The sequence below is a fragment of the Streptomyces luteoverticillatus genome, from assembly GCF_003970715.1.
Taxonomy (GTDB): domain Bacteria; phylum Actinomycetota; class Actinomycetes; order Streptomycetales; family Streptomycetaceae; genus Streptomyces; species Streptomyces abikoensis.
Genome location: NZ_CP034587.1, coordinates 3,082,734 through 3,109,201, shown reverse-complemented (window position 1 = coordinate 3,109,201; position 26,468 = coordinate 3,082,734). Strand labels below are relative to the sequence as shown.

Here is a 26,468-nt window from a genome sequence, read left to right as displayed (position 1 = left end):
TGCCCCGGAGAGGATCACCACCGATGAGAGGCGTCATCTTCGACGGCGAGCGGCCGCGTTTCGTCGACGACCTGGAGGTACGGGACCCGGGCCCCGGCGAGGTGCTCGTCGCCGTCGCCGCGGCCGGTCTCTGCCACAGCGACCTCGCGGTCGTCGACGGAACCATCCCGCATCCCCTCCCCGTGGTCCTCGGGCACGAGGGCGCGGGCGTGGTCGAGGCCGTAGGGCCGGGAGTCGCACACGTCTCACCCGGCGATCACGTCGCCCTGTCCACTCTGGCCTCCTGCGGCGCCTGCGCCGACTGCGACCGGGGCCGGCCGGCCATGTGCCGCGCCGCCTTCGGCAGGCCCGGCAGACCCTTCCGGCGGAACGGGGAGAAGCTGTTCCACTTCGCGGCCACGTCCGTCTTCGCCGAGCGGACGGTCGTCAAGGCCGTCCAGGCCGTCAGGATCCCCGACGACGTCCCGCTGGTCCCGGCGGCGCTCCTCGGCTGCGGAGTCCTGACCGGTGTCGGCGCGGTCCTCAACCGCGCGCGCGTGGGCCAGGGCGAGTCCGTCCTCGTCATCGGGGCGGGCGGGGTCGGCCTCAACGTGCTGCAGGGGGCCCGGATCGCCGGTGCCGTCCCGATCGTCGCCGTCGACGCGAATCCCGAGAAGGAGAAGACGGCCCGGCTCCTCGGCGCCACGCACTTCGTCCACGCCTCCGCCGGCCGTGACGTCCTCGCCGCCGTCCGGGAGGTTCTGCCCGCCGGAGCCGACCACGCCTTCGAATGCGTCGGTGACGTCAGGCTCGTCCGGCAGGCGGTGGATCTTCTCGGGCGGCATGGCCAGGCGGTCCTCCTGGGCGTGCCGCCCCTCGGCGCGGAGGCGTCGTTCCCGGTCTCGTCCCTCTATCTGGACAAGTCGATTCTGGGCTGCCGTTACGGCTCGTCCCGGCCGCAGCACGACATCGCGCTCTACGCCCGGCTGTACCGGGAGGGGCGCCTGATGCTCGACGAACTCGTCGGCCGGATCCGCCCTGTCGAGGAGTTCGCGCAGGCCATGGACGACATGAACAACCATGCGGTGGCCCGGGGCGTCCTCTCCTTCGACCGGTGAGCCGGTCGTCCTCCATGTGATCCCCGTCGTGGGTCTTGCGCGGGCCGTCGCCTGAGTGTGGGCTTGGCCTGTGCCTTTCGTGCCGTTCAGGCCCGGATTCAGGTCAAGCCGGACCATTCGGTAAGAATGGTCCGCCGTCGGCCGCCGCCGACGCGGTGGCGTGACCGGGCCTCCCGCCGGCGGACCGGCGGGACGGGCGTGGTCCCGCACCGGCCGGAACGGAACCTCGCGGCCTCTGGGGGAATCATTCTTGGAGAGAGGGGCTGACATGACACAGCAGGCTGAGCCGCACCCGATAGCGGAAGAGGCACCGGACGAGGCGATGGACGCCGCGTCCGGGCCGTGCTGCGAAGCGCCGCACCGGGCGCCGCGCGACGACGGGTTCGGCGCCGCGTTCTGCGCCTCGATGGCCACGCTCTGCGCGGAGATCGTCGTCGCCGCGACGGCCGGTGTGCTCGTCCTTCTCTCCCGGGAGCACGACGGGCTCCCCAACGGACCCGTCCTGATCGCCGCCGTGGCCCTCGGCGCCCTACTGCTGACCGTGCTGCTCAGTGGCTTCGTCACCGCCGCCGCCGTCATGCCCACGTTGACGCTGGCCCGGCGGACGGCACGCGCCCGGAAGCGGAGCGACAGCGCGCTGTGGACCGCCGGGGCCGCGACCGCCGTCGCCGCGGCGGCCGTCGTCGTGTTCGGCGGAGTGGCCGCGCTCGGCAGCCTCTCCCTGGCGCGGCCGCTCAGCTACCCCATCTGGTGGGGTGCCCTCACGGTCGTACTGGTACCCGCCGCCTTGGCGGGCCGGGCGGCCGCCCGCAGGGTCCGTGAAAGCCGGTCCGGCAGCGTGGCCCGCCGGGTGACGCGTGACGGACTGCTGGCCTGGCTGGTCGTCGGCGCGCTCGGCGCGGGGGCGTACGGCACGGGCCTGGTGAGCGTGTACGAGCCGCCGCGCCTGACCAGGTCGGACCTCGCCGGCACCTGGACGGACGGCCGCGGCGGCACGGTCAAGCTGGACTCGGACGGCAACGCGATCGCCGAGGGGCTCGACAACTTCATCTGGGACGGCACGGGCAAGGACCGGCCCAAGGACTGCGACGGCTCCGGCACCTGGACACCGGTCAAGGACGGTGGCCGGGTACAGGGTGTCTCCATGCGGATCAGCTCCTGCGAGCTGTCCCGCGACTGGAGCGTCATCGGTACGGAGAAGGAGCCGCGGATCTTCCACGAGATCGGCAAGCCGGGCTCCGGCAAGCGCTATGTGCTGACGAAGGTGGTCAAGCACAAGAGCAGGCACAGGGAGAAGTGACCGCGGGGGCGGGACGGGGCGGACGCGCCCGTCAGGGGCGGGGCGCCCGCTCGTCGTACGTCCCGAACGCGTCGAAGGTGCCGAAGCCGCTCCGGTGGAACAGCAGGGGGCCTGCGCTCGCCGCGTTCTCATCCGCCCCCAGGGCCGCCACACGCCCCACGACGATGAGGTGGTCCCCGGCCGTGTGCACCGCGTGGATCACGCAGTCGACCCAGGCGGGCACGCCCTCGATCCTGGGCGAACCGGTCGCCGGAGCGGGCGTGTAAGCAACTCCGGCGAACTTGTCGGCCGTTTGCGCGCCGCTCACCGCGAAACCTCGGCAGAGCGTTCCTTGCCCGGAGCCCAGGATGTTGACGCAGAAGACCCCCGCGCGGGCCACGCGGGGCCAGGTCGTGGACATACGGCCCACCATGAAGACGACCAGGGGCGGGTCGAGGGACAGCGAGGCGAACGACTGACAGGCGAAACCCGCCGGAGGCTCGCCGTCCGCTCCGGGCGCCGTGATCACGGTGACTCCGCTGGCGAAATGCCCCAGCACCGTCCGGAAGTCCTCCGTATTCGGCGGAGGAGGCTCGTCCGCTCGTACGGCTCGCAAGGCCGGGCGGGGGAGCGGGGGAAGGCGCGGGGCGGCCGGGGCGGGCGAGCCGGCCGATCGCAGATAGCGCAGGGCGACGTCCGCCATACCGGCGTGTCCCATCATGGCCCCCATTGAAACTGATGGTGTGTGAGATCGGTACCCCGTGCGCGGGAGCCGGCGGCCATGGCGGTCACCGTCCCCGGAACGCGGGGCTCCGGCGTTCGAGGAAGGCGACGAGACCCTCGGCCGCGTCCGCCGTCGTGGCGTTGATCTCCTGCGCGGCTGCCTCGGCGGCGAACGCCGTGCCGCGATCGGCGTCGAGCGAGGCGTTGACCAGCTGTTTCGTCAGGGCGAGGGCACGGGTCGGGCCGTCGGCGAGACGCCGGGCCCACGACCGTGCCATCTCGTCCAGCTCCTTGTCCGCGACGACGCGGTTGACCAGGCCGAAGCGTTCCGCCTCGGTGGCGGAGAGCGCGTCGCCGAAGAACATCAGCTCCTTCGCCCGGCGCGGACCCACGAGGCGGGCCAGCAGGTACGCGCCGCCGCCGTCGGGGACCAGGCCCCGGCGCACGAACACCTCGAGGAAACGGGCCGATTCCGCCGCCAGGACCAGGTCGCAGGCGAACGCGAGATGCGCGCCCAGCCCGGCGGCCGTGCCGTTCACGGCGGCGATCACGGGCTTCTCGCAGTCCAGCACCGCGCCGATGAGCCGCTGGGCGCCGTCCCGGATCGTCCGGGCCACATCGCCGGGGGCGCGGTCGGTGAGGGCTGTTCCCGGCACCGTCCGCAGGTCGGCGCCCGCGCAGAAACCCGGGCCTGTGCCGGTGAGGACCACGGCCCGGACGGCCGGGTCGGCCGAGGCCCGCGCGAACTGGGAAATCAGGTGTTCGCGCTGGTCAGGGGTGATGGCGTTGAGGGCCTGGGGCCGGTTGAGGGTCAGCCACGCCACCCCGTTGTCAGTGGTGTGCAGTACCAATGACTCAGCGGATCCGGTGGACGCGGCGGACCCGTCCGGTTCGCCGCGTCCACCGGGCCCGGGGGATGTCTCACGGGGGGAGAACGTCATGGGGGAGCTCCTTGTCCTACGGGCGGCCGGGCGCGGCCCGGCCGCGCGGGGTGCGGCGGGGGTGCCCGGTGCCTCAGCGGCAGACGGCCAGCGCGTCGAGGGCCACGGCGCCCTGGCCGCGCTCCAGCACCACGAGCGGGTTCACGTCCAGTCCGGCGAGGCCGTCGCCCAGCTCCAGGGCCATGCGCTGGACGCGCAGGACGGTCTCGACGAGGGCGTCCACGTCGGTCGGGGGAGCCCCCCGGACGCCGTCCAGCAAGGCGCGTCCGCGCAGTTCGCCGAGCATGGCCCGCGCGTGGTCCTCGCCGAACGGCGGCACGCGTACGGCCGTGTCGTCCAGGACTTCCACCAGGACGCCGCCCAGGCCCACGGTCACGGTGGGGCCGAAGAGCGGGTCGTGGGTGATGCCGACGGTCATCTCGACGCCCTGGCCGACGAGCTGGCAGACGAGCACCCCGTCCAGCGGCAGTTCCTCGTATCGGGCGATCTCGGTCAGCTCCCGATAGGTGTCGCGGACCTGGCTGGCCGAGGTCAGCCCGATCCGCACCAGGCCGAGCTCCGACTTGTGGCCGAGTCGCGGCCCCGAGGCCTTCATGACCACGGGATAGCCGATCTGGCCGGCCGCCCGGACGGCCGCGGCGGCGCTGGTCACCAGCTGTTCCCGGGGCACGCGTATGCCGTACGCGCGCAGGAGCTGCTTCGCCGCGTGCTCGCTCAGCTGCTCGCCCGGGCGCAGCAGCGCCCGCGCCTTGCGGGCGGACGGGGACAGGGTGCGCGGGGCGTCGTCGAAGGGGGAACGGTAGCCGTCGGTGAAGCGGTGGTGGTCCAGGTAGGCGCGGACGGCGGTGACGCAGTTGGCGAACGTGCGGAAGATGGCCACGCGCGAGGAGCCGAGGAGGGTGGTGCGATAGGCGTCCTCGGTGCCGACGGGCGAGCCCCACACCACGCATATGAGTTTGTCGGTCTTCTCGGCCGCGTCCACGAGGTCCCGTGCGAGGCGGTCGCTCAGGGGCGGGAAGGGGCCGGTGATCGGGCAGACGAGCACGCCGACGGACGGGTCGGCGAGGACCGCGTCGATGATCTTCCGGCCGCGCCAGTCGCCGACGGGATGGCCGCCGTTGTCGACGGGGTTGGCCACGCTCAGATAGCCGGGGATCCACTGGTGGAGTTCGTTCTGCTTCGCGGCGGACAGGACGGGGAGGTCGAGGCCGGCCGCGGAGGCGAGGTCGGCGAAGTGGGCTCCCGTGCCACCGGAGATCGAATACACGGCGACGCCCTGGGCGCGCGGCGGGCGGGCGCGGGCGAGGAGGGCCGCGGTGTCCTGGAGCTCGTCCAGGCCGTTCACGCGGATCACGCCGTACTGCCGCATGGCCGCGTCCACCACGTCGTCCGCGCCGGTGAGCTTGCCGGTGTGGGTGGCGGCGGTGCGGGCGCCCGTCTCGGTCCGGCCGACCTTCACCATGACCACGGGCACCTTGTGGCGGGCGGCCCGGTCGGCGGCGAGCAGGAACGCGCGGCCGTCCTTGAGCCCTTCCACATAGGCGGCGATGGCGCCGACCTCGGGCCGGGTGGCGAAGTAGGAGAGGAAGTCGGCGCACTCCAGGTCCGCCTCGTTGCCGGTCGGCGCCCAGTGGGAGAGCCGGATGCCCAGCTCCTGGAGGGCGAAGACGGGCCGCCCCTGGTGGCCTGACTGGGTGATCAGGGCGATGGCGGGGCCGTCGAGGTCGTCGCGGAAGCGCTCGAAGGCGTTCAGGTTGGTGTTCGGGCCGAGCAGCCGGGTGCCGGAGCCCTGGAGCGCGGCGGTGAGCCGGGTCTGGGCGGTGGCGCCCTCGGCGCCCGTCTCGGCGAAGCCGGAGGCGAAGACGACGACGAACCGGGCCCGGACCTCCCTGAGTTCCTCGAGCACGGGGGCCGGGTCGCCGACGAGCAGGACGGCGAGGTCGACCCGCTCGGGGAGGTCGCGGACGGAGGCGTGGCAGGGGAGGCCGAACACGGTCGTACGGGTGGGGTGCACGGGGTGGACGCGGGCGCCGACGCGCTCGGCCCAGTCGATGAGTTGGCGGGTGATGGTGGTGTTGGGCTTGCCCTCGGTCTCGGAGGCGCCGATGACGGCCATGGTCCGGGGGTGGAAGAGGCGGTCGAGGTCGGGGACGTCCGAGGAGAGGGGGCGTCCGCTGACGTCGGTGTCCTCGGCGGTGGTGGTCGTGCCATGGACAGCAGGGCCGGGGTGGCGGCCGCAGGCCGTCACCCGGGCGGGACGGGAGGTGGTGGTGAGTGTGCCGTGAGTAGATCCGAGCATCGTTCTCGCCCACTCCTGCTCAATGGCCGATAAGCTGACGGTAAGTCAGATTACTGAGCTGATGGTTCATCAGGAACAGGGTGTGCGCCGGAACGATCGGAACGTGGAGGGAGGGAGCGCCCCTTGACGCGACCGGCGAGGGCGGATGTGCCGGAGATCGACGACTTCGCGCGCCCCTACTGGGACGCCGCGGCCGAGGGGCGGCTGCTGATACGCCGCTGCCACGCTGCCGGGTGCGGGCGGGCGCACCACTACCCACGGGAGTTCTGCCCGTACTGCTGGAGCGCGGACGTCGGCTGGGAGGAGGCGGGCGGGGGCGCGACGCTCTACACCTGGTCCGTCGTCCACCGGAACGACCTGCCGCCCTTCGGCTCGCGCCTGCCGTACACGGCCGCCGTGGTCGACCTGGACGAGGGGCCGCGCATGACGACCGAGGTGGTCGACTGTCCGGAGGGGGAGCTGAGGATCGGCATGCGGCTGCGGGTGGCCTACCGGCGCCTGCCCGACGCCGGGGTGGTGGTGCCGGTCTTCCGCCCGGAGGGGCCGGCGGGGCCGGAGGCGGTGGCTGGGCCTGATGAGGTGGGCGGGTAGCCCGTCGGCCGGGGGCGTCATTCGCGGCCGAGGACGATCGTCCCCGACGAGCAGAACCAGCCCCCCGTCCCCGAAGCGACGGCGAGCCGGGGAGGACGGCCGTGGGCCCTGCGTACCTGGCGGCCCTCCTCCGCCTCGCCGCGCAGCTGCCGTACGGCCTCGACCAGGAGGAAAAGGCCGCGCATGCCCGGGTGGCAGGCGGAGAGGCCACCGCCGTCCGTGTTGACGGGCAGCTCGCCGCCGATGGTCAGTCTGCCCTTCGCCGCGAACGCGCCGCCCTCGCCCTTGGCGCAGAAGCCCAGGTCCTCCAGCGTCACGAGGGTCATATAGGTGAAGGCGTCGTAGAGCTCCGCCACCTCGATCTCCTGGGGTGTCACGCCCGCGCGTGCGAAGGCCTTCCGGCCGGAGAGCGCGGCCGGGGTGACGGTGAAGTCCTCCCAGGCGGACAGCGTCGCGTGCGAGACGGCGGTTCCGGTGCCCAGCACCCACACCGGAGGCTTCGCCGTGTCCGGCACGTACTCCTCGGCGGCCAGCAGGACGGCGCACCCTCCGTCGGAGCGTACGCAGCAGTGCAGCGTGGTGAAGGGATCGGCGACCATCGGGCCGCCGAGGACGTCGTCGACCGTGAGGGGGGAGCGGTACAGGGCGTACGGGTTGTGAAAGGCGTTGGCGCGGGTTTGAACGGCGATGTCCGCCAACTGTTCCAGCGTGGTGCCGTACTCGTGCATATGGCGGCGTGCGGCCATCGCGTACTTGGCGATGAGGGTGTGCCCGTACGGTGCCTCGAACTGGGCCGGGCCGCGCGTGCCGAAGGACAGGGCGGCGGTGCGCCGGCCGGCCTTGATGTCGGCGCGGGCGGTGGAGCCGTAGACGAGGAGCACGACCTCGGCGTGCCCCTGGGCGATGGCGTCGGCGGCGTGCGCGGCCATGACCTCCCAGGTCGCCCCGCCGACCGAGGTCGAGTCCACCCAGGAGGGCCGCAGCCCCAGGTATTCCGCGACCTCCACGGGTGCGAGCGTGCCGAGTCCGGCGGAGGCGAAGCCGTCGATCAGGGATCTGTCGAGCCCGGAGTCGGCGAGGGCGCGGCGGGCGGCCTGGGCGTGCAGTGCGTAGGGCGTGACCGCGTCGAGACGACCGCAGTCCGAGAGGGCGACGCCGACGACAGCGACCTTGCGCGTGCCTGGAGTCATGGATCTGACGGTACATCAGGCAGATGTCCATGCGGTCTGGGAAAGCGTTGCGGCTCTCTCTAATATGACGCCTCGTCAGTCAGGAGGTGGCTCTGCCGATGGATGCCGCGTTCAGTGACGAACAGGAAGAGATCCGCCGCACGTTGCGCGAGGTGCTGGCCAAGCACGCGGCCATGTCCGAGGTCAGGGCGGCGGTGCTGACCCCGGCCGGTCATGACACGGACCTGTGGCGGCGGCTCGCCGAGCGGCCGGGGCTGCCCGGCCTGGCCGTCGAGCGGCAGTACGGAGGGGCCGGTTGCGGCCTTCTGGAGCTGGCTCTGGCCTGCGAGGAGACCGGGCGGGTGCTCCTGCCCTCGCCCCTGCTGGCCACGTCCGCCGTGACCGTCCCACTGATCGCCGCCCTGGGCACGCGCGAGCAGCGGGGCGACCTGCTGCCGCGTCTGGCATCCGGCGAGCTGACCGGGACGCTCGTCGTCCCCCGCGGCACGCTGCCGGCCGCGCTCGGGCTGACCGGGCCGGGCCCCGGCGACCGCTCGCGGGACGGCGACTGGGCGGGCGGTGGTCGGGCGGGCGGGGTACAGGCCCGGCGTTCCGGTGACGGCTGGCGGCTCTACGGGGAGGCCCCCCAGGTGCTCGACGGGCACAGCGCGGGACTGCTGCTGGTCGCCGCGCGCACGGGAGGCTACGCCGACGCCCGCACCCTGCTCTTCGTCGTACGGCCCGCGACGTCTTCCGGGGTGACGCGGACCAGATTGACCTCGCTGGACGAGACGCGCCCCCAGGCCCGTGTCGAGCTCCGGGACGTCGAGGCGGAGCCGCTCGGGCCGCCCGGTTCCCGCGTGCGGGGGGAGCCGGCCGAGGTGGGCGCCGGTGTGGCCGCCGTCCTCGCGGCCGAGGCGGTGGGGGCGGCGGACCGGGCGTTGGAGCGAACGGTCGGGTACGCGCGCGTGCGCGAACAGTTCGGCAGGCCGATCGGCTCCTTCCAGGCGGTCAAGCACCGGCTGGCGGACCTGTACGTCGCCGTGGAGGCCGCCCGCTCGGCGGCCTACTACGCGGCGTGGTCCGGGCGGCCCGCCGCGGCCGGTCTCGCGCTCGCGCAAGCGCTGGAGACCGCCCGGAGGGTCTCCGGTGAGGCCGTGCAGTTGCACGGCGGCATCGGGGTGACCTGGGAGCACGAGGCACAGCTGTACTTCAAACGAGCGGCTTCGGACGAGCTGCTGTTCGGCCCGGTGGACCGGCTGCGGGCCCGGGCGGCCGAGACGGCCGGGCTGTTCGACACGACAGGTTCGTTTGGCGTTCCGGGAGAGAGGGAAACGGTGGTGCTGTGATGGCGACGGTCGAACGCCTCGTACAGAGAATCTCCTCGACCCGGTCGTTCGCGCGATTCGCTCCGCATGTCGTTCCGTCGCTCGACCGCGCGGTGCACCGGCTGACGGGCGGCAAGGTGCTGCTGAGCACTCGCCTGCTGCCGAGCTGTCTGCTGACCTCCACAGGGGCGAAGAGCGGCCTGCCCCGCAGGACGCCGCTCGCGTGCATGCCCCTGAAGGACGAGGACGGAACAGTCGGTGCCTGGATCCTCGTCGGCAGCAATTTCGGCCGCCCCGGGCATCCCGCCTGGTCGGCCAACCTGCTGAAGCACCCGGACGTCGTGATCAGCTGGAAGGGCCAGGAGATTCCGGTGCGCGCGCGGCTGCTGAAGGGCGCGGAGCGGGGGGCCATGTGGTCGGCGGTGGTGAGGTTCTGGCCGCCGTACGCGCGCTATCAGGCGCGCGTGGAGCGGGAGATCCGGCTCTTCCGGCTGGAACGGCGGTAGCGGCGGCAGCGACGCCGGGACCCTTCGCGGGAATGCGGCACGGCTGAGGCCGCCCGGGCTCGATGGCCCGGGCGGCCCCGCCGCCACGATGACAGGACGTGCGAAGGGCGGGCGTCCGTGACGCGCCGGCACGTTCGAAGTGCCCGCACGCTGCGGGAACGCGGCGCGGCGCGGGGCACGCGGACGGGCCGGGTGGCCGCCGGGCCGGGTGGCCGCGTCGGGCGCGCGGTCGCTACTTGGTCGGCTTCTTGCCGGTGATGCCCAGGTGGACGATGAGCGCGAGGTTCGGCTTGAGCTCGGCCTGCTTGACTCCCCAGCTCTGGAAGCCCTTCTGGTGCGAGGCCACCGCGGCGAGCATGGCGACGAGCGAGCCCGCGACGGCCGCGGGGTTGAGGTCCTTGTCCACCTTCCCCTTGGACTGGAGCTCCTTGACGGAGTCCGTCAGGGAGTTGGTGACGGCGTTGAGGATCTTCATGCGGATCTTGTAGAACCGCTTGTCGCCCTCGGCCGCGCCCAGGTCCACGACACGCAGGATCGCGTCGTGTTTGCGCCAGAAGCCGAGGAAGCCGTCGACGAGTTCTTCGGCCGCCTGCCAGCCGGACTTGCCGACCCAGGAACGGCCCGCGACGAGATCGGTGAGCGTCGCGCCTTCCTTCGCCATTTCCTCGGCGATTTCGAGGACGGCGCCCTCGACGTCGGGGAAGTACTGGTAGAAGGTCGCCGGAGAAGTGCCGGCCCGGCGGGCGACATCGATGACCTTGACATCGCGGTAGGGCGAGGAGCTGAGCATTTCGCTGAGGCAGTCGAGCAGCTTCTGCCGCGTCGCCTGACCGCGCCGACCGGCCACGCGGCCGTCGACGGTGCGTACTTGTCCTGTCATGCCGTCAGCTTACCGAGGGGTGATCGGAGCGCGATTCGGCCGCATGCAAATGGGGGCAGGGGTGCGCGAAGGTATGTAATCGCAGGTCAGGCGGTGTTGGAAGGGGTGATGGGAGAGCCGGACCGGATTGGCCCGTACCGGTGAATTGTCCTATCAACAAGCTGTGGACGGAGAAGCCGACGGCTCCGATTTCCGGTTATCCACAGGCCGAGCGAGATCGGCGATCTGCCTCTACCGTGGCTGCCAGAACACTCCGCGTAGCAGACGCCCCCGCCCGCACGCGCGGAACCCGACCGCGCGGAAGGAGCCGCACCATGAGCGCAGCCACGGAAGCATTCCGCGAAGGCGCGCCGTGCTGGGCGGACGCCATGCTCTCAGATGTGGAAGCGGGCAAGCGCTTCTACGGCGGACTTCTCGGCTGGACATTCGAGGACAGCGGGGGCGAGTACGGGCACTACACCCAGGCATTCCACGACGGGAAGAACGTCGCCGCGCTGGCGCCCAAGCCGGACGGCCGGTTCCCGACGGCCTGGTCGATCTATTTCGCCTCCCAGGACGCGGCGGTCACCGCGAACCGGATCAGGGCGGCCGGCGGTCAGATTTTCATGGGCCCGATGTCCATCGGCCCGTTCGGCACGATGCTGATGGCCGCCGACCCCGGAGGGGCCGCCTTCGGGGTATGGGAGGCCGGCAGCCACCGGGGCTTCGAGAAGCGTGGCGAGCCGGGTTCGTACGGCTGGGCCGAGGTGTACACGTGGGACGCCCCGGCGGTCGACCCCTTCTACGAGGCGGTCTTCGGTTTCACCACGCACGACGTGAGCGAGGAGGCGGGCATCGACTTCGCCGTCTGGACGCCCGCCGGAACCCCGGGCACCCCGGAGAACGCGGTCGCGGGCAGAGCCGTCATGGACGAGCGGTTCCCCCGGGAGATGCCCGCGCACTTCCTCGCCTACTTCGTCGTCGAGGACTGCGACGCGGTGGTGCGCGAGGCGCTCCGGCTGCACGGACGGGTGCGCAGGGAGCCGCAGGACACGCCGTACGGACGGTTCGCCGTTCTCGCCGACGACCAGGGTGCCGACTTCGCGGTGATCGACGTCGCGCACCCGGGCCCGGGGTAGCCGACGGGCCCGGGAGCGCTGCGGAGCAGCAGGTGAGAGGGGTCGTTCCGCATGGCGGGGGATATGGCCCCATATGGCGGAGACACGGCGAAGCGCGCCCCGGGTTCGCAACCGAGGGCTTCGCCAGGAAGAATCTGGGGTGCGTTCCCCGGGATAATTTCGCGGAGAGACGCTGCACGGGGCTGGAACCCTTCAAGCCCCCACGGGGAGGTGGCAGGTCAGTGGTGGAGCAGCTTACGCAGCACGACCCGAGACGGATCGGCCCGTTCGAGGTGCTCGGCCGACTCGGTGCCGGCGGCATGGGGCTGGTCTATCTCGCCCGCTCGGCGTCCGGCCGACGGGTGGCGATCAAGACGGTGCGCACGGAGCTCGCGGAGGACCAGCTCTTCCGCGTCCGCTTCACCCGTGAGGTGGAAGCGGCCCGTGCGGTCAGCGGCTTCTACACCGCCGCCGTCGTCGACGCCGACCCCAGGGCGGCCGTGCCCTGGCTGGCCACCGCCTATGTGCCCGCCCCCTCGCTCGAGGAGATCATCACCGAGTGCGGGCCGCTGCCGGCCCAGGCGGTGCGCTGGCTGGCCGCGGGCGTCGCGGAGGCGCTCCAGTCCATCCACGGCGCCGGGCTCGTCCACCGGGACCTCAAGCCGTCGAACGTGCTCGTGGTGGAGGACGGGCCGAGGGTCATCGACTTCGGCATCGCCTCGGGTGTCTCCAACACCCGGCTGACCATGACCAACGTCGCCGTCGGCACGCCCGCCTATATGTCGCCCGAGCAGGCGCGCGACTCCCGGAGCGTCACCGGGGCCAGCGACATCTTCTCCCTCGGCTCCACCCTGGTCTTCGCGGCGACCGGGCACGCCCCCTTCCACGGCGTCAACCCGGTCGAGACCGTGTTCATGCTGCTCAGGGAGGGGCCCGACCTGAGCGGGCTGCCGGACGAGCTCCGGCCCCTGATCGACTCCTGTATGCAGATGGCCGCCGAGAACCGGCCGAGCCCCGCCGACCTCCAGTCGCAGCTCGCCCCCCATCTGTTCGCCTCCGGCGGGGGCGACGACAGCGGCACGGCCTCGGCCTGGCTGCCCGACAACGCCGTCACCCTGATCGAGCAGCGCCGCGCGGGGCACCGCCCCACCGCGAAGGGCACCGGCGCGGCCGGCCGCGCCCGTCAGGCCGTCCCGCCCCGGCCCGCCGAGCCTCCGGCGCCGGAGCCTGTGGCCGCCTACGAGCCGCACGGCGGCCCTGGCGGCCACAGCGGCCCCGCCGGCCGCAGCGGTCCTGGCTGGAGCGACGGGCACGCGGGTACCGGCACGCCCGACCCGCGCGGCGGGCTGAGCGGACCGCACAGCGTCAGGGCGGTGGCCGGGGCCGGAGCCGTAGCGCACGGCCGCCACGCCGGCGCGCCGTCCGCTTCCGAGGGGGCCATCCGGCTGGCCGGGTCGCAGGTGCCGATCGGCCCGGGCCCGAGGGTCGCCGACGCCCGGGATCCGCACGCGGGCACCAGCGCGGGCGCCACCACGGGATGGGTCCGCCCCCCGGCCGGCGCGTCGGCCGCGGCCGTCCCCAGCCAGCCCCCGGTGGCCGCCCCCGCCGCCCCCGCCCCCGACGGCGGGGCCACCGCGCAGACGGATCAGGGCCGCTGGCGGCCGTGGCGGTTCCGGATGTCCAACGACGTCTGGGGCACCCCCGTCGTCTCCGGCGACCTGCTGTACGTCACGTCGTTCGAGGTCCACGCGCTCGATGTGGCCAGCGGGCGCAGGCAGTTCAAGACGCGGGACGTGGCCTGGGCGATGGCCGTCGCCGATGGCCGCATACACGCCTCCGACGGTCCCACGCTGTACGCGCTCGACGCCTCCGACGGCACCGAGCGGTGGCGGCTGTCCACGGACGGCTGGGTCTACTCCCTCAAGGCCGACCGGGGCACGATCGTCACCGGCACGCGCGGCGGGGGAGTCCAGGCGTGGGAGGCCGCCAACGGCGAGCTCCTGTGGGAGATGAACGGCGCCCAGGCCGACTTCGAGACCCCCGACTGCGGGCCGTTCGTCCACGACGGCACGGTGTACGTCTGGTCCGACGCGCGGCTGCGCGCGCTCGAGGCCCGTACGGGCGCGGAGCGCTGGTCGTACCCGGTGGGCGACGCGGCCTCGTGCGGTGGTGTGCCCGTACGGCTGCTGCCCGCGCCGGACGGCGTCGTCTATGTCGCGGCCGGCACGCGCGTGCTCGCCATCGACGTGACCCGGGGGGATGTGCGCTGGCGCTTCGAGGCGCCCGCGGTCTTCCTGAGCCCGCCCGCCTTCGCCCCCGGCCCCGCCGTGACCGGCGGGGGCGTCTACATCGCCGACTACCTGGGCACCGTCTACGCCCTGGACGCGGCCACCGGCCGCGACCGCTGGCGCATCGCCACGGAGGCCCGGCAGACCACGGAGCCGGTGCTGGTCTCCGGGGGATCGGTCCACCTGGGCAGCGGTGGCGCGCTCTACACACTGGACGCGGTCACGGGCACGCCGAAGTGGCGCTTCGCGGCGGGCGGCGACATCATCGGCACGCCCGTCGTCGCCGACGGCCGGGTGCACTTCGGCTCCGCCGACCACTGTCTGTACACGGTGGACGCGGCGGGCGGCCAGCTGCGCTGGAAGCTCGCCACGGGCGGGGAGATCACGGGGTCGCCGGTGGCGGCCGGCGGGGTCGTCTACGCGTGCAGCAAGGACCGGTGCGTTTACGCGTTGGACGCGGGGAAGGGGACGGGGCACGTTCGGCGCTGACGCGCCGTTGTGCCCCCCGAGGGGGCGCCGTGTTCGGGTGCGGGCCGGTGGTCCCGGTTGCGCCCACCCGTCCCGCCCTGCGGGACGATTGCCCGCAACCTACCGCACCCGATAGGTCCGGGTGCGGGTGGTGAAGAGTTTGGCCTGCTCCGAGGCTGAGGCGTTTCCCAGTGCTATCAAGTGCTGGGCCAACGAATCCGTATGGGTTCTGGTCGGCTCCCTCGTCGACCACAGGGCGCGGACCGTGCCCTGGACCGGTTCGGGTGGGTAGGAGGCGATGACCGCCGCCGCGCGCAGGGCCGCCGCCGTGGCCTCTCCGGGCGGGGTCAGCTCCGAGACCAGGCCGATCTCATGGGCGCGGCGCGCCGATAGGCGTTCGGCCGTGCCCATCAGCGCCGTCCGCGCGGCCTCGCCGAAAGGCATGAGCTGCGCCATGTACGCCGCCTCGTAGGCGCTGACCATCCCGTACGACGTGTGCGGGTCGAAGAACGTCGCGTTCTCGGCGGCGACGATGAACTCCGCTTCCCCCAGCAGGTAGAAGGCGCCCCCGCACGCCATGCCGCCCACCGCCGCGATGACGGGCTTCCACAGGTCGGCGGCCTTGGGGCCGACGGTGCGCAGCGGGTCGTCCAGGGAGTACGGGGAGCCCGGCTGGGGGACGTCGGTGGAGCGGTCGATGCCCGTGCAGAAGGCCTGGTCCCCGGCGCCGGTCAGCACGATGGCGCGGACGGAGTCGTCGTGGCGGAACTCCGTCCAGAGGTCCTTGAGGCGCGTGGCCGTGGCGAGGTCGATGGCGTTGTGCCGCTCGGGCCGGTCGAGGGTGACGAGCGCTACGCCGTCCGGGTGGCGTTCGGTGCGGACGGTCATGGGCGCTCCAGCAGCCAGCGTGGCACGGTCACCCCGGGCGCGAGTTCGGTGAAGACGACCCTGACCGGCGCGCCGACGCGCAGCCGGGACGGGTCGACGGAGTCGAGCGCGGCGTCCGGTGCGGCGACGAGGTTGCCGACGAGACGGATGCCGGGGGCGTCGGCGAGCTCCACGACGACGACGTTGTACGGGGCCTGCTCGGCGTAGGCGGGCAGCAGCGGCGGGTGGGGCAGGACGTACGACCAGACGCGGCCGCGACCGGAGACGCGGTGCCATTCGGTGGCGAAGGACTGGCAGCGCGGGCAGCAGGGCCGAGGCGGAAAACGGAGCCGGTGGCAGTCCGCGCAGGCCTGGACGCGCAGCTCACCGCGGGCGGCGAACTCCCAGAACGGGCGCCCGTCCTCGTCCTGGACGGGCAGCAGGAGGCCGTTGTCAGTGGTGCCCTGCATCATGGAGGACATGAGCACTCAACTCCTCAGCAGAAGTGCCGAAGTGGGGACGCCCTCGCCTGCCGTGACCAGGCATGTCGCCGCGCCCGGCACCTGTGCCGTGGAGGTGCCGCGGAGTTGCTTGACCCCTTCGTTGATGAGGTTGAAGCCATGGACGTAGGCCTCGCTGAGACCGCCGCCACCGGTGTTGAGGGGGAGCCGGCCGCCGAGTTCGAGCGCGCCGCCCTCCGAGAAGGCCGCACCCTCTCCACGTCCGCAGAAGCCATAGCCCTCCAGGGACAGGGGGATCAGCGGGGTGAACGCGTCGTAGATCTGGGCGACATGGATGTCCTGGGGGCCGACGTCCGCCGTCTTCCACAGCTGCCGGGCGGCGGTCCAGGACGGTCCGGACAGGGGGTCGTCCGTCCAGTAGTTGACCATGCCGTGGTGCTGGGCGGGCAGCCCCTGGGCGGCGGAGTGCACATAGACGGGGGTGGCGCGGCAGTCGCGGGCGCGTTCCGCGGCCACGATGACGCAGGCCAACGCGCCATCCGTCTCCAGGCAGTTGTCGAAGAGGCAGAGGGGATCGCTGACCCAGCGGGAGGTCATATACATCTCGCGCGTCAGCGGCCGTTCGTACATCACGGCGGCGGGGTTCTGGTTGGCGCGGTTGCGGCAGGCCAGGGCGACGTTGAAGAAGTGATCGCGGGTGGCGCCGTACTCGTGCATATAGCGGCGGGCGAGCATCGCGATCTCGTCCACGGGGCGCAGTAGTCCGTACGGGCGGGTCCACTGCGCCGGGGTGGGGAGCTGTGTCCGGGTGTCTCGCCAGGGGCGGGGGCCGGAGCCGCGCTTGCGGGAGCGCCAGGCGACGCCGACGGTCGCCTGGCCCGTGGCAATCGCGGCGGCGAGGTGGGCGACGGTCGCGCAGGAGCCGCCCCCGCCGTAGCCGACGCGGGAGAAGAAGGTGACGTCCCCGGCGCCGATGGCCTTGGCGACCTCGACCTCGTCGGTGGTCTCCATGGTGTACGAGGCGAAGGCGTCGACCTGGGAGGGGGAGAGGCCCGCGTCGTCCAGTGCGGCGAGGACGGCGCGGCACGCCAACGTTTTTTCGGATTCGGGGAGTTGTCGGGCGAAGGGGGTCTGGCCGATGCCGACGATCGCGGTGGTGTCCTTGAGCGTTGCCGTCATCGCCGCCTCCGTGCTGTCGATGCTGACAGCGCGGAAGGCTATCGCTAATCTGACGAACCGTCAGCCAGCTGGTGGCGCGCCGGGGTGGTCGGCGCGAAACCGGGGGCGGCGGGGGGAGGGTGTGCGATGCGCGGTGACCTGGAATTCGTCTCGATACCCCGGCTCGTCCGGATGGCCGCCGAGCGGTACGCCGCCCGTGAGGCCGTCGTCGAGGGCCGCACCCGGATCACCTACCGGCAGCTCGGCGAGCGTGTCGGGCGGGCCACGGCCGCGTGCGTGGCCGCCGGGGTGGAGGCGGGCGACCGGGTCGCGATCTGGGCGCCGAACAGTCTGGACTGGATCGTCGCCGCCCTCGGCGCGGTCGGCGCCGGCGCGGTGCTGGTGCCGGTCAACACCCGCTTCAAGGGCGCCGAGGCGGTGCAGGTGCTGGAGCGCACCCGGGCCCGGCTGCTCTTCGTCACGGGCACCTTCCTCGGCACGTCCTATGTGGCGGCGCTGCGCGGTGCCGCGCGTGGGGAGCGGCCCGCCGCCCCCGGGGCCGTGCGGGGGCCGCTGCCCGGGTTGCCGCGGTTGCGGGACGTCGTCGTCCTGGCCGACGACGCCCCGGCCGACTTCCGGGCGTGGAAGGAGTTCCTCGCCGCCGGGGAGGGTGTCCCCGCCCGGACGGTACGGGCCCGGGCCGACGCCATACCCTCCGAGGCGCCCTCGGACATCCTCTTCACCTCGGGCACCACGGGCGAGCCCAAAGGGGCCGTCATCACCCACGGGCAGACGCTGCGCACGTTCGCCGTCTGGAGCGAGCTGGCCGGGCTGCGGGAAGGAGACCGCTATCTGATCGTCAACCCCTTCTTCCACACCTTCGGCTACAAGGCGGGCGTCATCGCCTGCCTGATGCGGGGCGCCACGATGGTGCCTCAGCCCGTCTTCGCGGCGGAGACCGTGCTGGCCCGGATCGCCGCCGAGCGGATCACGGTCCTGCCCGGGCCGCCGACGCTCCACCAGTCGCTCCTGGACCACCCCGACCGGGCGGCGTACGACCTGTCGTCGCTGCGGGTGGTGGTGACGGGCGCGGCCATGGTGCCCCGGCGGCTGATCGACCGGCTCCGCGGCGAGCTGTGCATCGCCACCGTGCTCACCGCCTACGGGATGAGCGAGGCGACCGGCGTCGTCACGATGTGCCGGCGCGGCGACCCTCCGGAGGTCATCGCGGGCACCTCGGGCCGGGCCGTCCCGGGCACCGAGGTCAAGGTGGCCGGTCCCGACGGGCGGGCGCGGGCGGCCGGGGTGCCCGGGGAGATCCTGGTCCGCGGCCCTCAGGTGATGTCCGGCTACTTCGAGGACCCGGCCGCCACGGCACGGGCCCTCGACGCCGAGGGCTGGCTGCACACCGGCGACGTGGGCGTGCTGGACGCGCGGGGCAATCTGCGGGTCACCGACCGGCTGAAGGACATGTTCGTCGTCGGTGGCTTCAACGCCTACCCGGCGGAGATCGAGCGGGTCCTGGCGCGGCACCCGGGGATAGCCGAGGTCGCGGTGGTCGGTGTGCCGGACGGCCGGCTCGGCGAGGTCGGCAAGGCGTTCGCGGTCCGCCGGGCGGGTGCCGGGGACGCGGTCACGGCGGACAGCCTGATCGCCTGGGCGCGCCGTGAGATGGCGAACTACAAGGTGCCGCGCGAGGTGGAGTTCGTCCGGGAGCTGCCGCGCAACGCCTCCGGCAAGGTGCTCAAGGGGCTGCTGCGGCGCCGGGCGGAATAGCGGCGCCGGGCGGAATAACGGGAACGCGGGCGTGGGGCGCGGCGCGGCCCGGGGTGCGGCCGTGGCCGTCCTCCGGAGGTCTCCGGCCGCGGTCGGCTGCCGTCGCCTGCCGGCTTCTACCGTCGGCCGCACCCCCTGGCCCGCGCGCCGGGGCTCAGCGGAGGCTCGGCTCCGGGCCGGAGGCGTGGTCGTCGTTGCCGCCGGACGCGTGGTCGTCCAGGATCAGCGGGTTGTCCGACGCGTGGTCGTCCAGGATCAGCGGGTTGTCCGAGGCGTGGTCGTCCAGGATCAGCGGGTTGTCCGAGGCGTGATCGTCCAGGATCAGGGGGCTGTCGGACGCGTGGTCGTCGAGGAACCGGGGGCTGACCGAGGCGTGGTCGTCCCCGGCCAGGGAGGCGCCGGACGCGTGGTCGTCCCCGATCAGCGTGGTGCCGGAGGCGTGGTCGTCGAGGAGCCGGGGAGCGGTCGACGCGTGGTCGTCGTGGACCCGCAGGACGTGCGCCGGCCGGGCGCTCAGCGCCGCGGGGCCGGACGCGTGGTCGTCGGCGGCCGCCGGTACCGAGCCGAGGACCGCCGCCGCGGCGGCCAGGCCGAGTATGGCGAACGCCTGCTTCCCGCGCTTCCCGTAATTCCCGCCGTAATTCCCGCCGTAGTTCCCGTGCGCCGTCGGGGTGGTCTTGGTGCGGATGCGGATCATGGTGGCTCCTCTGATCGGGGGTTGCCGTGCGTGGGTCGGTGGTGCTGTGCCGGAGAACGTACCGGCGGGTTGCCGTGAAGTACGGGTGTTCGGGCGGAAAACTCATGGAATCGGGGAATCCCCCGCCGAAGGACGTATCCGCCTCTGGACGCCCGTGCCCGTGGCAGGACGAAAGGCAGGGACCGGGGCCGACGGCTCCCCCTCCGTGCCGTCGGCTCCGGCCCCTGCCTCTCCCACCCGGGCCCCCCGTCGGGCTGTCCTCCTGCAAGTGCTCCGCGAGACGGTGTCGTTCCCCCGTGTCCGCCTCGTCGGCGCATTCGCCGGTTCCCCCGTCGGTCGCCCACGCCCCCCGTGGGTTACCGCCGCCGGACAGCCCGCCCCCCTCGGTTCCCCCGGAGGACCCTGGGCTCCGGGAGCTTCCGGCCGATGTCTGGCGGAAGCTCCCCATGCGCGATGTGCTCAGAGTGGTGCTGTTCGAGGTGGTGCTTCTCCGTACGGCGCTGTTCTCTCAGTACCGCGTGGCTCGGAAAGCCCTCAGAACGGCTTCTCGATCGTGGCGTGGTCGTCCATGGCCATGAACTTCGGCGGGTTCGTGGCGTGGTCGTCCATCGTCACGAACTTCGGCGGGTTGGTCGCGTGGTCGTCCATCGTGACCATCGCCGGAGCGTCCGTCGCGTGGTCGTCCTGCGGCGTGGCCTCCACGCCGGTCAGCTTCTGTGCGGTGAGCGGCGCCCCCGTGGCGTGGTCGTCCTGCGGCTTGGCCGCTATGGGCGAATTGAGATTGCTGTCGTCGCTCATGATGCTGTCTCCCGTTGGCAGTGCGAGTCGTTGGGACGGTCAGGGATCGCAGAACCCGCCCGGCGACTCCCCCGAGGGCCGCCGGACGGGTTGTGAGGGCTGCTCGCCCTGAGGTGAAGGTCTCACCTACGACCCGCCTGCCCCCCGACGCGACGGATCGACATCCCTTAGATTGACGGGTCACGATAAACGATCGATGAACGGGCACGTAAGCGGCCTAGTTCCGCTTGTTTGTGACCTCCGGTAAGACGGTAAGCCCGCGCGGAACGGCACCTCCGGATACGCCGGAACGCCCCACTCCGGCAGCCCGTTCCCACACCTCGCCGACCGTCGTACGCCTGAGAACATCTGTGAGTACGTCTGTGAGTACGTCCGCGGATACGCCTTCGAGCCCCCACGGGCTCCCGCACCCCGCTGGGGAAATCTACGCCGCCGCGGCAGGCGTCAGCAGGTCCCGTACGTCGGCGGCCTCCGCCGAGCCCAGCGCCTCGTAGATGGCCAGCGCCTCCGTCCAGCAGGCGTGCGCGCGCCCCTGCTGCCCGAGCGCGTCCAGGGAACGGCCCAGCACGGTCAGGATGTTGCCGCGCCGCCACTCGCCGCCGATGCCCCGTATCTGGACCAGCGCCTGCTCGGCGTAGGACGCCGCCTGGGCGTGCCGGCGGGTGGCGAGGTAGAGCTCGGCCATCCGGAAGAGGGTCATGCCCTCCCACAGCCGCTGCCTGTTGTCGTGGAAGACCGGCAGGGCCTCGGCGAGCCGGCCCAGGGCCTCCTCGTAGCGCCCGGCGCGGGTGAGGGCGATCCCGTACGCGTAGAGGCCGTTGGCGAGCCGCCAGGAGACGTTGAGCTCGTGGTAGAGCTCCAGGGCCTGTTCGGCGAGCCGGACGGCCGACTGCGTGCGGCCGGTCTCCAGGTGGACCCGGGAGAGGTTGCTCAGCGCGCTGGCCTCGCCCGGGCGGTTGCCGTCGGCGCGGAAGGCGCTGAGCGCCTGGCCGATGTGGGCCTCGGCGTCCTCGTAGCGGTGTTCGTAGATGGCGATGATGCCGCGGTTGTTGGAGGCGTAGCAGCAGGGGATGGGGTCCGCGCAGGAGCGTCCCAGCAGCACGGCGCGCCGCGCCTGTTCCTCGGCGTGCCCGAAGCGGCCCGCGATGCTGTGGGCGTGCGTCAGCACGGTCCGCGCGCGACCCTCGGCCCGGATGTCGCCGGCCCCCTGGGCGGCGGTCAGCAGGGCGGACGCCGCCTGCTCGTACTGGCGGGAGTCGGCGCCGGACTCGGCGAGGTCCTTCGCGGCCAGCAGCAGGTCGACCGCGCGCCGCAGGGTGTCGCCGGTGGCGCTCGCGTGCTGGCGCACGCAGGCGAGCAGGCAGCCGGCCTCGGCGAACAGCCAGTCACCGGCGGCCGTGCGGTCGGTGAAGGTCAGGCCCGGGTGGGTGGTCGGCGTCAGGTGGGTGAGCAGTTGGTCGCCGGGGCGCTCCAGGACGTACACCCCGGCAGCCGTGGCGAGGTAGAAGTCCAGCAGGCGGGACATGGCGGCGTCGCGTTCGGCGGGCGGCTGCTCGTCGCGTTCGGCGCAGGCGCGGGCGTAGAGGCGGACGAGGTCGTGGAAGCGGTAGCGGCCCGGCGCGGCGGATTCCAGGAGCGAGGTGTCGACGAGGGACTCCAGCAGTTCCTCGGTGGCGTCGGGGCCCAGGTCGAGGACGGCCGCCGCGGCGGCCAGGGAGATGTCGGGGCCGTCGGCGAGGCCGAGGAGGCGGAAGGCGCGGGCCTGGCCGGGCTCGAGCTGGCCGTAGCCGAGCTCGAAGGTGGCCTTGACGGCGAGATCGCCGGCGCGGAGCTCGTCCAGGCGGCGGCGTTCGTCGGCGAGCTTGCGGGCGAGGACGGAGACGGTCCAGGTGCGGCGGGCGGCGAGGCGGGAGGCGGCGATGCGGATGGCGAGCGGCAGGAAGCCGCAGGCGGCCACGACGTCCATGGCGGCGTCCCGCTCGGCGCTGACGCGCTCGGGGCCGACGATCCGGGTGAACAGGACGAGCGCTTCCTCTGGGCTCATCACGTCCAGGTCGACGAGGTGGGCGCCGGCGAGGTCGACCATGCGGACGCGGCTGGTGACGAGCGCGGCGCAGCCCTCGTTGCCGGGCAGCAGCGGGCGGACCTGGGCGGCGTCGCGCGCGTTGTCCAGCAGGGTCAGCACGCGGCGTCCGTCGAGCGTGGAGCGGAACAGGGCGGCGCGGTCCTCCATCCCGTCCGGAATGGCGGAGTCCGGGATTCCGAGGGCGCGGAGGAAGGACCCCAGCACGGCCTCCGGCTCGGCGACCACGGGCCCCGCGCCCTGGAGGTCGACATAGAGCTGGCCGTCGGGGAAGTGGTGCCGGGCGGCGTGCGCGACGTGCACGGCGAGCGTCGTCTTGCCGACGCCGCCGATGCCCGCGACGGCGGAGACCGCCATCACGCTGCCCTCCGCCGTGGCCAGCTGGTCGCCCAGCTCCTGGACGAAGGAGGCGCGCCCGGTGAAGTCCGGGACGGTCGCGGGCAGCTGCGCGGGCCGGATGAAGGTGGGGCCGAGGCTGGGACGGTCGCCCGCGGGATGGACGTTGAGCTCGGTGTCGGCGTTGAGGATGCGCTGCTGGAGCTCGGAGAGTTCGGAGCAGGGGTCGACGCCCAGTTCGTCGGCGAGCAGGCGGCGGGTGTCGGCGTAGACGGCGAGGGCCTCGGCCTGGCGGCCGCTGCGGTAGAGGGCGAGCATCAGCAGCTCGCGCAGCCGCTCGCGCAGCGGGTACGCGGCGGTCAGGGCGGTGAGCTCGGAGACGGCCTCGGCGTGCCCGCCGACCTCCAGGTCCACATCCAGGCGGGTCTCCAGGAGCGTGAGGTGCCACTCCTCCAGCCGGGCGCGCTGGGTGTCGGCGTACGGGCCGGAGAGCCCGGCCAGCGGCTCGCCGTCCCACAGGGCCAGGGCCTGGTTCATCAGGTCGCGGGCGCGGAAGCGGTCGCCGCTCGCGCGGGCCTTCTCCGCGTCGGCGGCCAGGCGTTCGGCCTCGTCCGCGTCCAGGCAGCCGTCGGTGACCCGTATCGCGTAGCCGCCCGCCTCGCTGACCAGGGCGTCCGCGTCCGGACCGAAGGCCTTCCGCAGCCGGGAGGCGTAGGTGCGCAGGGCCGCCAGGGCGGCGTGCGGGGGCTCCTCGCCCCACAGGGCGTCCACGAGCTCGGGCGCGGTGGCCGTGCGCCCGCCGCGCAGCAGCAGGGCGGCCAGCAGCGCCCGCTGCTGGGGTGAACCGGTGTTCAGCGCCTCGTCGCCGCGCCAGGCGCGGACGGGCCCGAGCACGGTGAAGCGCAGCGCCTGCCCGTGCCCTGTATCCCCGGCCATGGTGACCCCCTGCCTGTCCTGCTCGGTCGCACCGGCCAGTCTGCCTTGTTCGGGGCTGCTACGTCAGCAGGGGTCCGGCCCTCTCTGTACGGTCCGCGAGCGCCCGGCCACGGGCCGGATCCGCCCTGTCCTGACGAACCGTCAGTTCAGCGCTACGGTGTCGGCCATGGTGAGCTTCCCCAAGATAATCTCGGTGGACGACCACACAGTGGAGCCCTCCGACGTCTGGCGGAACCGGTTACCGGCGAAATTCCACGGCGTCGGACCACGCATCGTGAGGGCCCCGGTCAAGGGCATGACCTTCGAGGGAGGGCGCTTCGCGCCCGTCATGGGCACCCCGGGTGACGACGGCCCGGAAGCGGACTGGTGGGTCTATGAGGATTTGTTCCGTCCTCTCACGCGGCTTGATACCGCCGTCGGATGCTCCAGGGACGAGGTCAGACTGGAAGGGATCACCTACGGACGGATGCGGCCGGGCTCCTACAGCGTGCCCGACCGGCTGGCCGACATGGACCTCAATCACGTCCAGTCCTCCCTCTGCTTCCCCACCTTCCCCCGCTTCTGCGGCCAGACCTTCGCCGAGGCCGCCGACCGGGAGCTGGCCCTGCTGTGCGTACGGGCCTACAACGACTGGATGGTCGACGAATGGTGCGGCCCCGAGGCGCGTGGGCGCCTGATCCCGCTGGCGATCGTGCCGCTGTGGGACGCCGAGCTCGCCGCCGCCGAGGTGCGGCGCAACGCCGCGCGCGGCGTGCGCGCCGTCTGCTTCTCCGAGATCCCGCCACATCTGGGACTGCCGTCCGTCCACAGTGACGCCTGGGACCCGTTCCTGCGCGCCTGCGAGGAGACCGGCACCGTCCTCGCCATGCACATCGGCTCCTCCTCCCGGATGCCCTCCACGTCGGCCGACGCTCCGCCCGCTGTAAGCTCCGTCCTCACCTTCGGCAACTGCTGCTTCTCGCTGGCCGACTGGCTGATGTCCGGCAAGCTCGACCGTTTCCCCGGCCTGCGCCTGATGTACGCGGAGGGGCAGATCGGCTGGATCCCGTACGTCCTGGAGCGCGCGGACACGGTGTGGGAGGAGAACCGCGGCTGGGGCGGCGTCGCGGACAAGGTGCTCACCCCGCCCTCCGAGCTCTTCGCCCGCCAGGTGTACGGCTGCTTCTTCGACGACGCCTTCGGGCTGCGCAACCTCGACGCCGTCGGGGTGGGGAACGTGCTGTACGAGACCGACTACCCGCACTCCGACTCCACCTGGCCGCGCTCGCGGCAGGTCGCCGAGGAGCAGATGGCGCACCTGGCGCCGGAGGTCGTGGAGCGCGTCGTCCGGGGCAACGCCATCGAGCTGCTCGGCCTCACGCCGGAGGGGCTCTGGGCGGGGGCCCGAGCCTGACGGCCCCATGGCCTTGACGGGTCATGTGACCGGTGCCACAGTCGCATCGCGTCAATCGATCTGACAGTTCGTCAGAAAAGGACGGGGTGACCTCCGTGGAATTCGGGATCTTCGTGCAGGGCTATGTGCCGGCGAGCCGGTCGCGCACCGACCCCCGGGCCGAGCACCACGCGTTGATGGAGGAGGCCGCCTACGTCGTCCAGGCCGACAAGTCGGGCTTCAAGTACGCCTGGGCCACCGAGCACCACTTCCTGGAGGAGTACTCCCACCTCTCCGCCAGCGACGTCTTCCTCGGCTACCTCGCCCACGCCACTGAGCGCATCCACCTCGGCTCCGGCATCTTCAACCCGCTGCCCAAGGTCAACCACCCGGTGAAGCTCGCCGAGAAGGCCGCGATGCTGGACCACCTCTCCGGCGGACGCTTCGAGTTCGGCACCGGGCGGGGCGCGGGCAGCCACGAGATCCTGGGCTTCCTGCCGGACGTGACCGACATGGACGCCACCAAGGCGATGTGGGAGGAGACCATCGCCGAGTTCCCGAAGATGTGGCGGGAGGGGGTTTACGAGGGATTCGCCGGCAAACACTGGTCCCTTCCGCCGCGCACGGTCCTGCCCAAGCCGTACGGACCCTCCCACCCCGCCATGTGGTACGCCGCCGGGTCGCCCTCCTCGTACGCGATGGCGGCCGGCAAGGGGCTGGGCGTCCTCGGCTTCAGCGTCCAGAAGGTCTCCGACATGGAGTGGGTCGTCGACTCCTACAAGACCGCGATCGACAAGGCCCGGCCCGTCGGCGACTACGTCAACGACAACGTCATGGTCACCTCCACCGCCATCTGCGCGGAGACCCACGCCAAGGCCGTCGAGATCGCGGTCGGCGGCGGCCTCAACTACCTCCAGTCGCTGCTCTTCCGCTACCACGACACGTTCCCCCGCCCCGAGGGCATCCCCCGGTGGCCCGAACTGCTGCCGGAGTACACCGAGGAGATCATCGAACTCCTCATCGCCGAGGAGCTGATGATCTGCGGCGACCCCGACGAGGTCTTCCGGCAGTGCAAGCGCTGGGAGCAGGCCGGCGCCGACCAGCTGTCCTTCGGGCTGCCGATCGGCATCCCCCCCGAGGACACGATGACGACCATCCGGCTCATCGGCGAACACGTCATCCCGAAGATAGACACCGATCCGGTCCACCGCACCACGCGCTACCGCCAGGCCGCCGGGCACGCCTGAGCGGCCGCCCACGCCCCGGGGCGGCGCCTCCCGGGCCGCCGCCCCGGTCCCGCTCGTCGCGAGAGGAGCCG

At 72.7% G+C, this 26,468-nt stretch carries 21 protein-coding genes; 10 read left to right on the top strand and 11 right to left on the bottom strand.

The genetic code is table 11. The features are described from left to right. The first annotated feature begins 23 nt into the window (after nucleotides 1–23). Both EKH77_RS13430 and EKH77_RS13425 read left to right on the top strand, forming a co-directional pair. Nucleotides 24–1,097 carry a Zn-dependent alcohol dehydrogenase gene (locus EKH77_RS13430; RefSeq protein WP_126914629.1) on the top strand — a complete coding sequence of 358 codons (1,074 nt, stop codon included), beginning with the start codon at nucleotides 24–26 and terminating at the stop codon, nucleotides 1,095–1,097. A gap of 268 nt (nucleotides 1,098–1,365) precedes the next feature. Continuing rightward, nucleotides 1,366–2,397: a hypothetical protein gene (locus tag EKH77_RS13425; RefSeq protein WP_126914628.1), complete on the top strand. Its 1,032-nt coding sequence runs from the start codon at nucleotides 1,366–1,368 to the stop codon at nucleotides 2,395–2,397. Nucleotides 2,398–2,428: 31 nt separating this feature from the next. On the opposite strand, the gene EKH77_RS13420 is transcribed toward EKH77_RS13425, so the two are convergent. The 3 genes from EKH77_RS13420 to EKH77_RS13410 form a co-directional block, all read right to left on the bottom strand. After that, nucleotides 2,429–3,106 carry a flavin reductase family protein gene (locus tag EKH77_RS13420; RefSeq protein ID WP_240667345.1) on the bottom strand — a complete coding sequence of 226 codons (678 nt, stop codon included), beginning with the start codon at nucleotides 3,104–3,106 and terminating at the stop codon, nucleotides 2,429–2,431. Nucleotides 3,107–3,164: 58 nt separating this feature from the next. Beyond that, nucleotides 3,165–4,040 (bottom strand): enoyl-CoA hydratase/isomerase family protein, encoded by an 876-nt coding sequence (locus tag EKH77_RS13415; protein WP_126914627.1) that lies wholly within the window; start codon nucleotides 4,038–4,040, stop codon nucleotides 3,165–3,167. Nucleotides 4,041–4,113: 73 nt separating this feature from the next. Further along, complete coding sequence (locus EKH77_RS13410) at nucleotides 4,114–6,339, bottom strand: acetate--CoA ligase family protein (protein WP_126914626.1); 2,226 nt, start codon at nucleotides 6,337–6,339, stop codon at nucleotides 4,114–4,116. A 123-nt stretch (nucleotides 6,340–6,462) separates the two neighbouring features. Here EKH77_RS13410 and EKH77_RS13405 point away from each other — a divergent pair, with 123 nt between their 5' ends. Next, nucleotides 6,463–6,930 (top strand): Zn-ribbon domain-containing OB-fold protein, encoded by a 468-nt coding sequence (locus EKH77_RS13405; RefSeq protein WP_126914625.1) that lies wholly within the window; start codon nucleotides 6,463–6,465, stop codon nucleotides 6,928–6,930. Nucleotides 6,931–6,947: 17 nt separating this feature from the next. Here the strand turns inward: EKH77_RS13405 and EKH77_RS13400 are convergent, their stop codons facing one another. Then, entirely contained in the window at nucleotides 6,948–8,120 is a 1,173-nt protein-coding gene (locus EKH77_RS13400) for a thiolase C-terminal domain-containing protein (protein ID WP_126914624.1), read from the bottom strand. A 98-nt stretch (nucleotides 8,121–8,218) separates the two neighbouring features. Between EKH77_RS13400 and EKH77_RS13395 the strand changes: the two genes are divergently transcribed. Both EKH77_RS13395 and EKH77_RS13390 read left to right on the top strand, forming a co-directional pair. Continuing rightward, the gene (locus EKH77_RS13395) at nucleotides 8,219–9,448 is read left to right on the top strand and encodes an acyl-CoA dehydrogenase family protein (RefSeq protein ID WP_126914623.1); all 1,230 of its coding nucleotides are present in this window, start codon (nucleotides 8,219–8,221) and stop codon (nucleotides 9,446–9,448) included. Then, a complete protein-coding gene (locus EKH77_RS13390) occupies nucleotides 9,448–9,933 on the top strand; it encodes a nitroreductase family deazaflavin-dependent oxidoreductase (RefSeq protein WP_126914622.1) in 486 nt (161 codons plus the stop codon). The genes EKH77_RS13395 and EKH77_RS13390 overlap by 1 nt, the downstream gene beginning before the upstream one ends. 232 nt (nucleotides 9,934–10,165) lie before the next feature. Here EKH77_RS13390 and EKH77_RS13385 read toward each other — a convergent pair whose 3' ends face one another. Beyond that, nucleotides 10,166–10,813: a TetR family transcriptional regulator gene (locus EKH77_RS13385; RefSeq protein WP_126914621.1), complete on the bottom strand. Its 648-nt coding sequence runs from the start codon at nucleotides 10,811–10,813 to the stop codon at nucleotides 10,166–10,168. Between the two features lie 314 nt (nucleotides 10,814–11,127). On the opposite strand from EKH77_RS13385, the gene EKH77_RS13380 reads away from it, so the two are divergent. Next, nucleotides 11,128–11,931, top strand: coding sequence for a VOC family protein (locus tag EKH77_RS13380; RefSeq protein ID WP_126914620.1), 804 nt, complete (start codon nucleotides 11,128–11,130; stop codon nucleotides 11,929–11,931). 221 nt (nucleotides 11,932–12,152) lie between these two features. Then, the gene (locus tag EKH77_RS13375; protein ID WP_126914619.1) at nucleotides 12,153–14,687 is read left to right on the top strand and encodes a serine/threonine-protein kinase; all 2,535 of its coding nucleotides are present in this window, start codon (nucleotides 12,153–12,155) and stop codon (nucleotides 14,685–14,687) included. 99 nt (nucleotides 14,688–14,786) lie between these two features. Here the strand turns inward: EKH77_RS13375 and EKH77_RS13370 are convergent, their stop codons facing one another. Genes EKH77_RS13370 through EKH77_RS13360 form a run of 3 tightly spaced genes read right to left on the bottom strand, consistent with a single transcriptional unit; the run spans nucleotide 14,787 to nucleotide 17,173 of the window. Further along, nucleotides 14,787–15,554 (bottom strand): enoyl-CoA hydratase/isomerase family protein, encoded by a 768-nt coding sequence (locus EKH77_RS13370; protein ID WP_126914618.1) that lies wholly within the window; start codon nucleotides 15,552–15,554, stop codon nucleotides 14,787–14,789. Further along, nucleotides 15,551–16,015, bottom strand: a complete 465-nt coding sequence (locus EKH77_RS13365) for a Zn-ribbon domain-containing OB-fold protein (protein ID WP_126914617.1) — start codon at nucleotides 16,013–16,015, stop codon at nucleotides 15,551–15,553. Before EKH77_RS13365 ends, EKH77_RS13370 begins: the two co-directional genes overlap by 4 nt. 6 nt (nucleotides 16,016–16,021) lie before the next feature. Next, nucleotides 16,022–17,173 carry a lipid-transfer protein gene (locus EKH77_RS13360; RefSeq protein ID WP_126914616.1) on the bottom strand — a complete coding sequence of 384 codons (1,152 nt, stop codon included), beginning with the start codon at nucleotides 17,171–17,173 and terminating at the stop codon, nucleotides 16,022–16,024. Nucleotides 17,174–17,299: 126 nt separating this feature from the next. Here EKH77_RS13360 and EKH77_RS13355 point away from each other — a divergent pair, with 126 nt between their 5' ends. Continuing rightward, entirely contained in the window at nucleotides 17,300–18,928 is a 1,629-nt protein-coding gene (locus tag EKH77_RS13355; RefSeq protein ID WP_126914615.1) for a FadD3 family acyl-CoA ligase, read from the top strand. A gap of 154 nt (nucleotides 18,929–19,082) precedes the next feature. On the opposite strand, the gene EKH77_RS13350 is transcribed toward EKH77_RS13355, so the two are convergent. From EKH77_RS13350 to EKH77_RS13340, 3 genes are all read right to left on the bottom strand, one after another. Next, nucleotides 19,083–19,625, bottom strand: a complete 543-nt coding sequence (locus tag EKH77_RS13350; protein WP_126914614.1) for a hypothetical protein — start codon at nucleotides 19,623–19,625, stop codon at nucleotides 19,083–19,085. Nucleotides 19,626–20,159: 534 nt separating this feature from the next. Continuing rightward, nucleotides 20,160–20,423 carry a hypothetical protein gene (locus tag EKH77_RS13345; protein ID WP_126914613.1) on the bottom strand — a complete coding sequence of 88 codons (264 nt, stop codon included), beginning with the start codon at nucleotides 20,421–20,423 and terminating at the stop codon, nucleotides 20,160–20,162. Nucleotides 20,424–20,847: 424 nt separating this feature from the next. Then, nucleotides 20,848–23,778, bottom strand: a complete 2,931-nt coding sequence (locus tag EKH77_RS13340; RefSeq protein WP_126914612.1) for an AfsR/SARP family transcriptional regulator — start codon at nucleotides 23,776–23,778, stop codon at nucleotides 20,848–20,850. 166 nt (nucleotides 23,779–23,944) lie between these two features. Here EKH77_RS13340 and EKH77_RS13335 point away from each other — a divergent pair, with 166 nt between their 5' ends. After that, nucleotides 23,945–25,171: an amidohydrolase family protein gene (locus tag EKH77_RS13335; RefSeq protein ID WP_126914611.1), complete on the top strand. Its 1,227-nt coding sequence runs from the start codon at nucleotides 23,945–23,947 to the stop codon at nucleotides 25,169–25,171. A 95-nt stretch (nucleotides 25,172–25,266) separates the two neighbouring features. Next, on the top strand, nucleotides 25,267–26,397 hold the full coding sequence (locus tag EKH77_RS13330) for an LLM class flavin-dependent oxidoreductase (RefSeq protein ID WP_126918055.1): 1,131 nt from the start codon (nucleotides 25,267–25,269) through the stop codon (nucleotides 26,395–26,397). Nucleotides 26,398–26,468 lie beyond the last annotated feature (71 nt).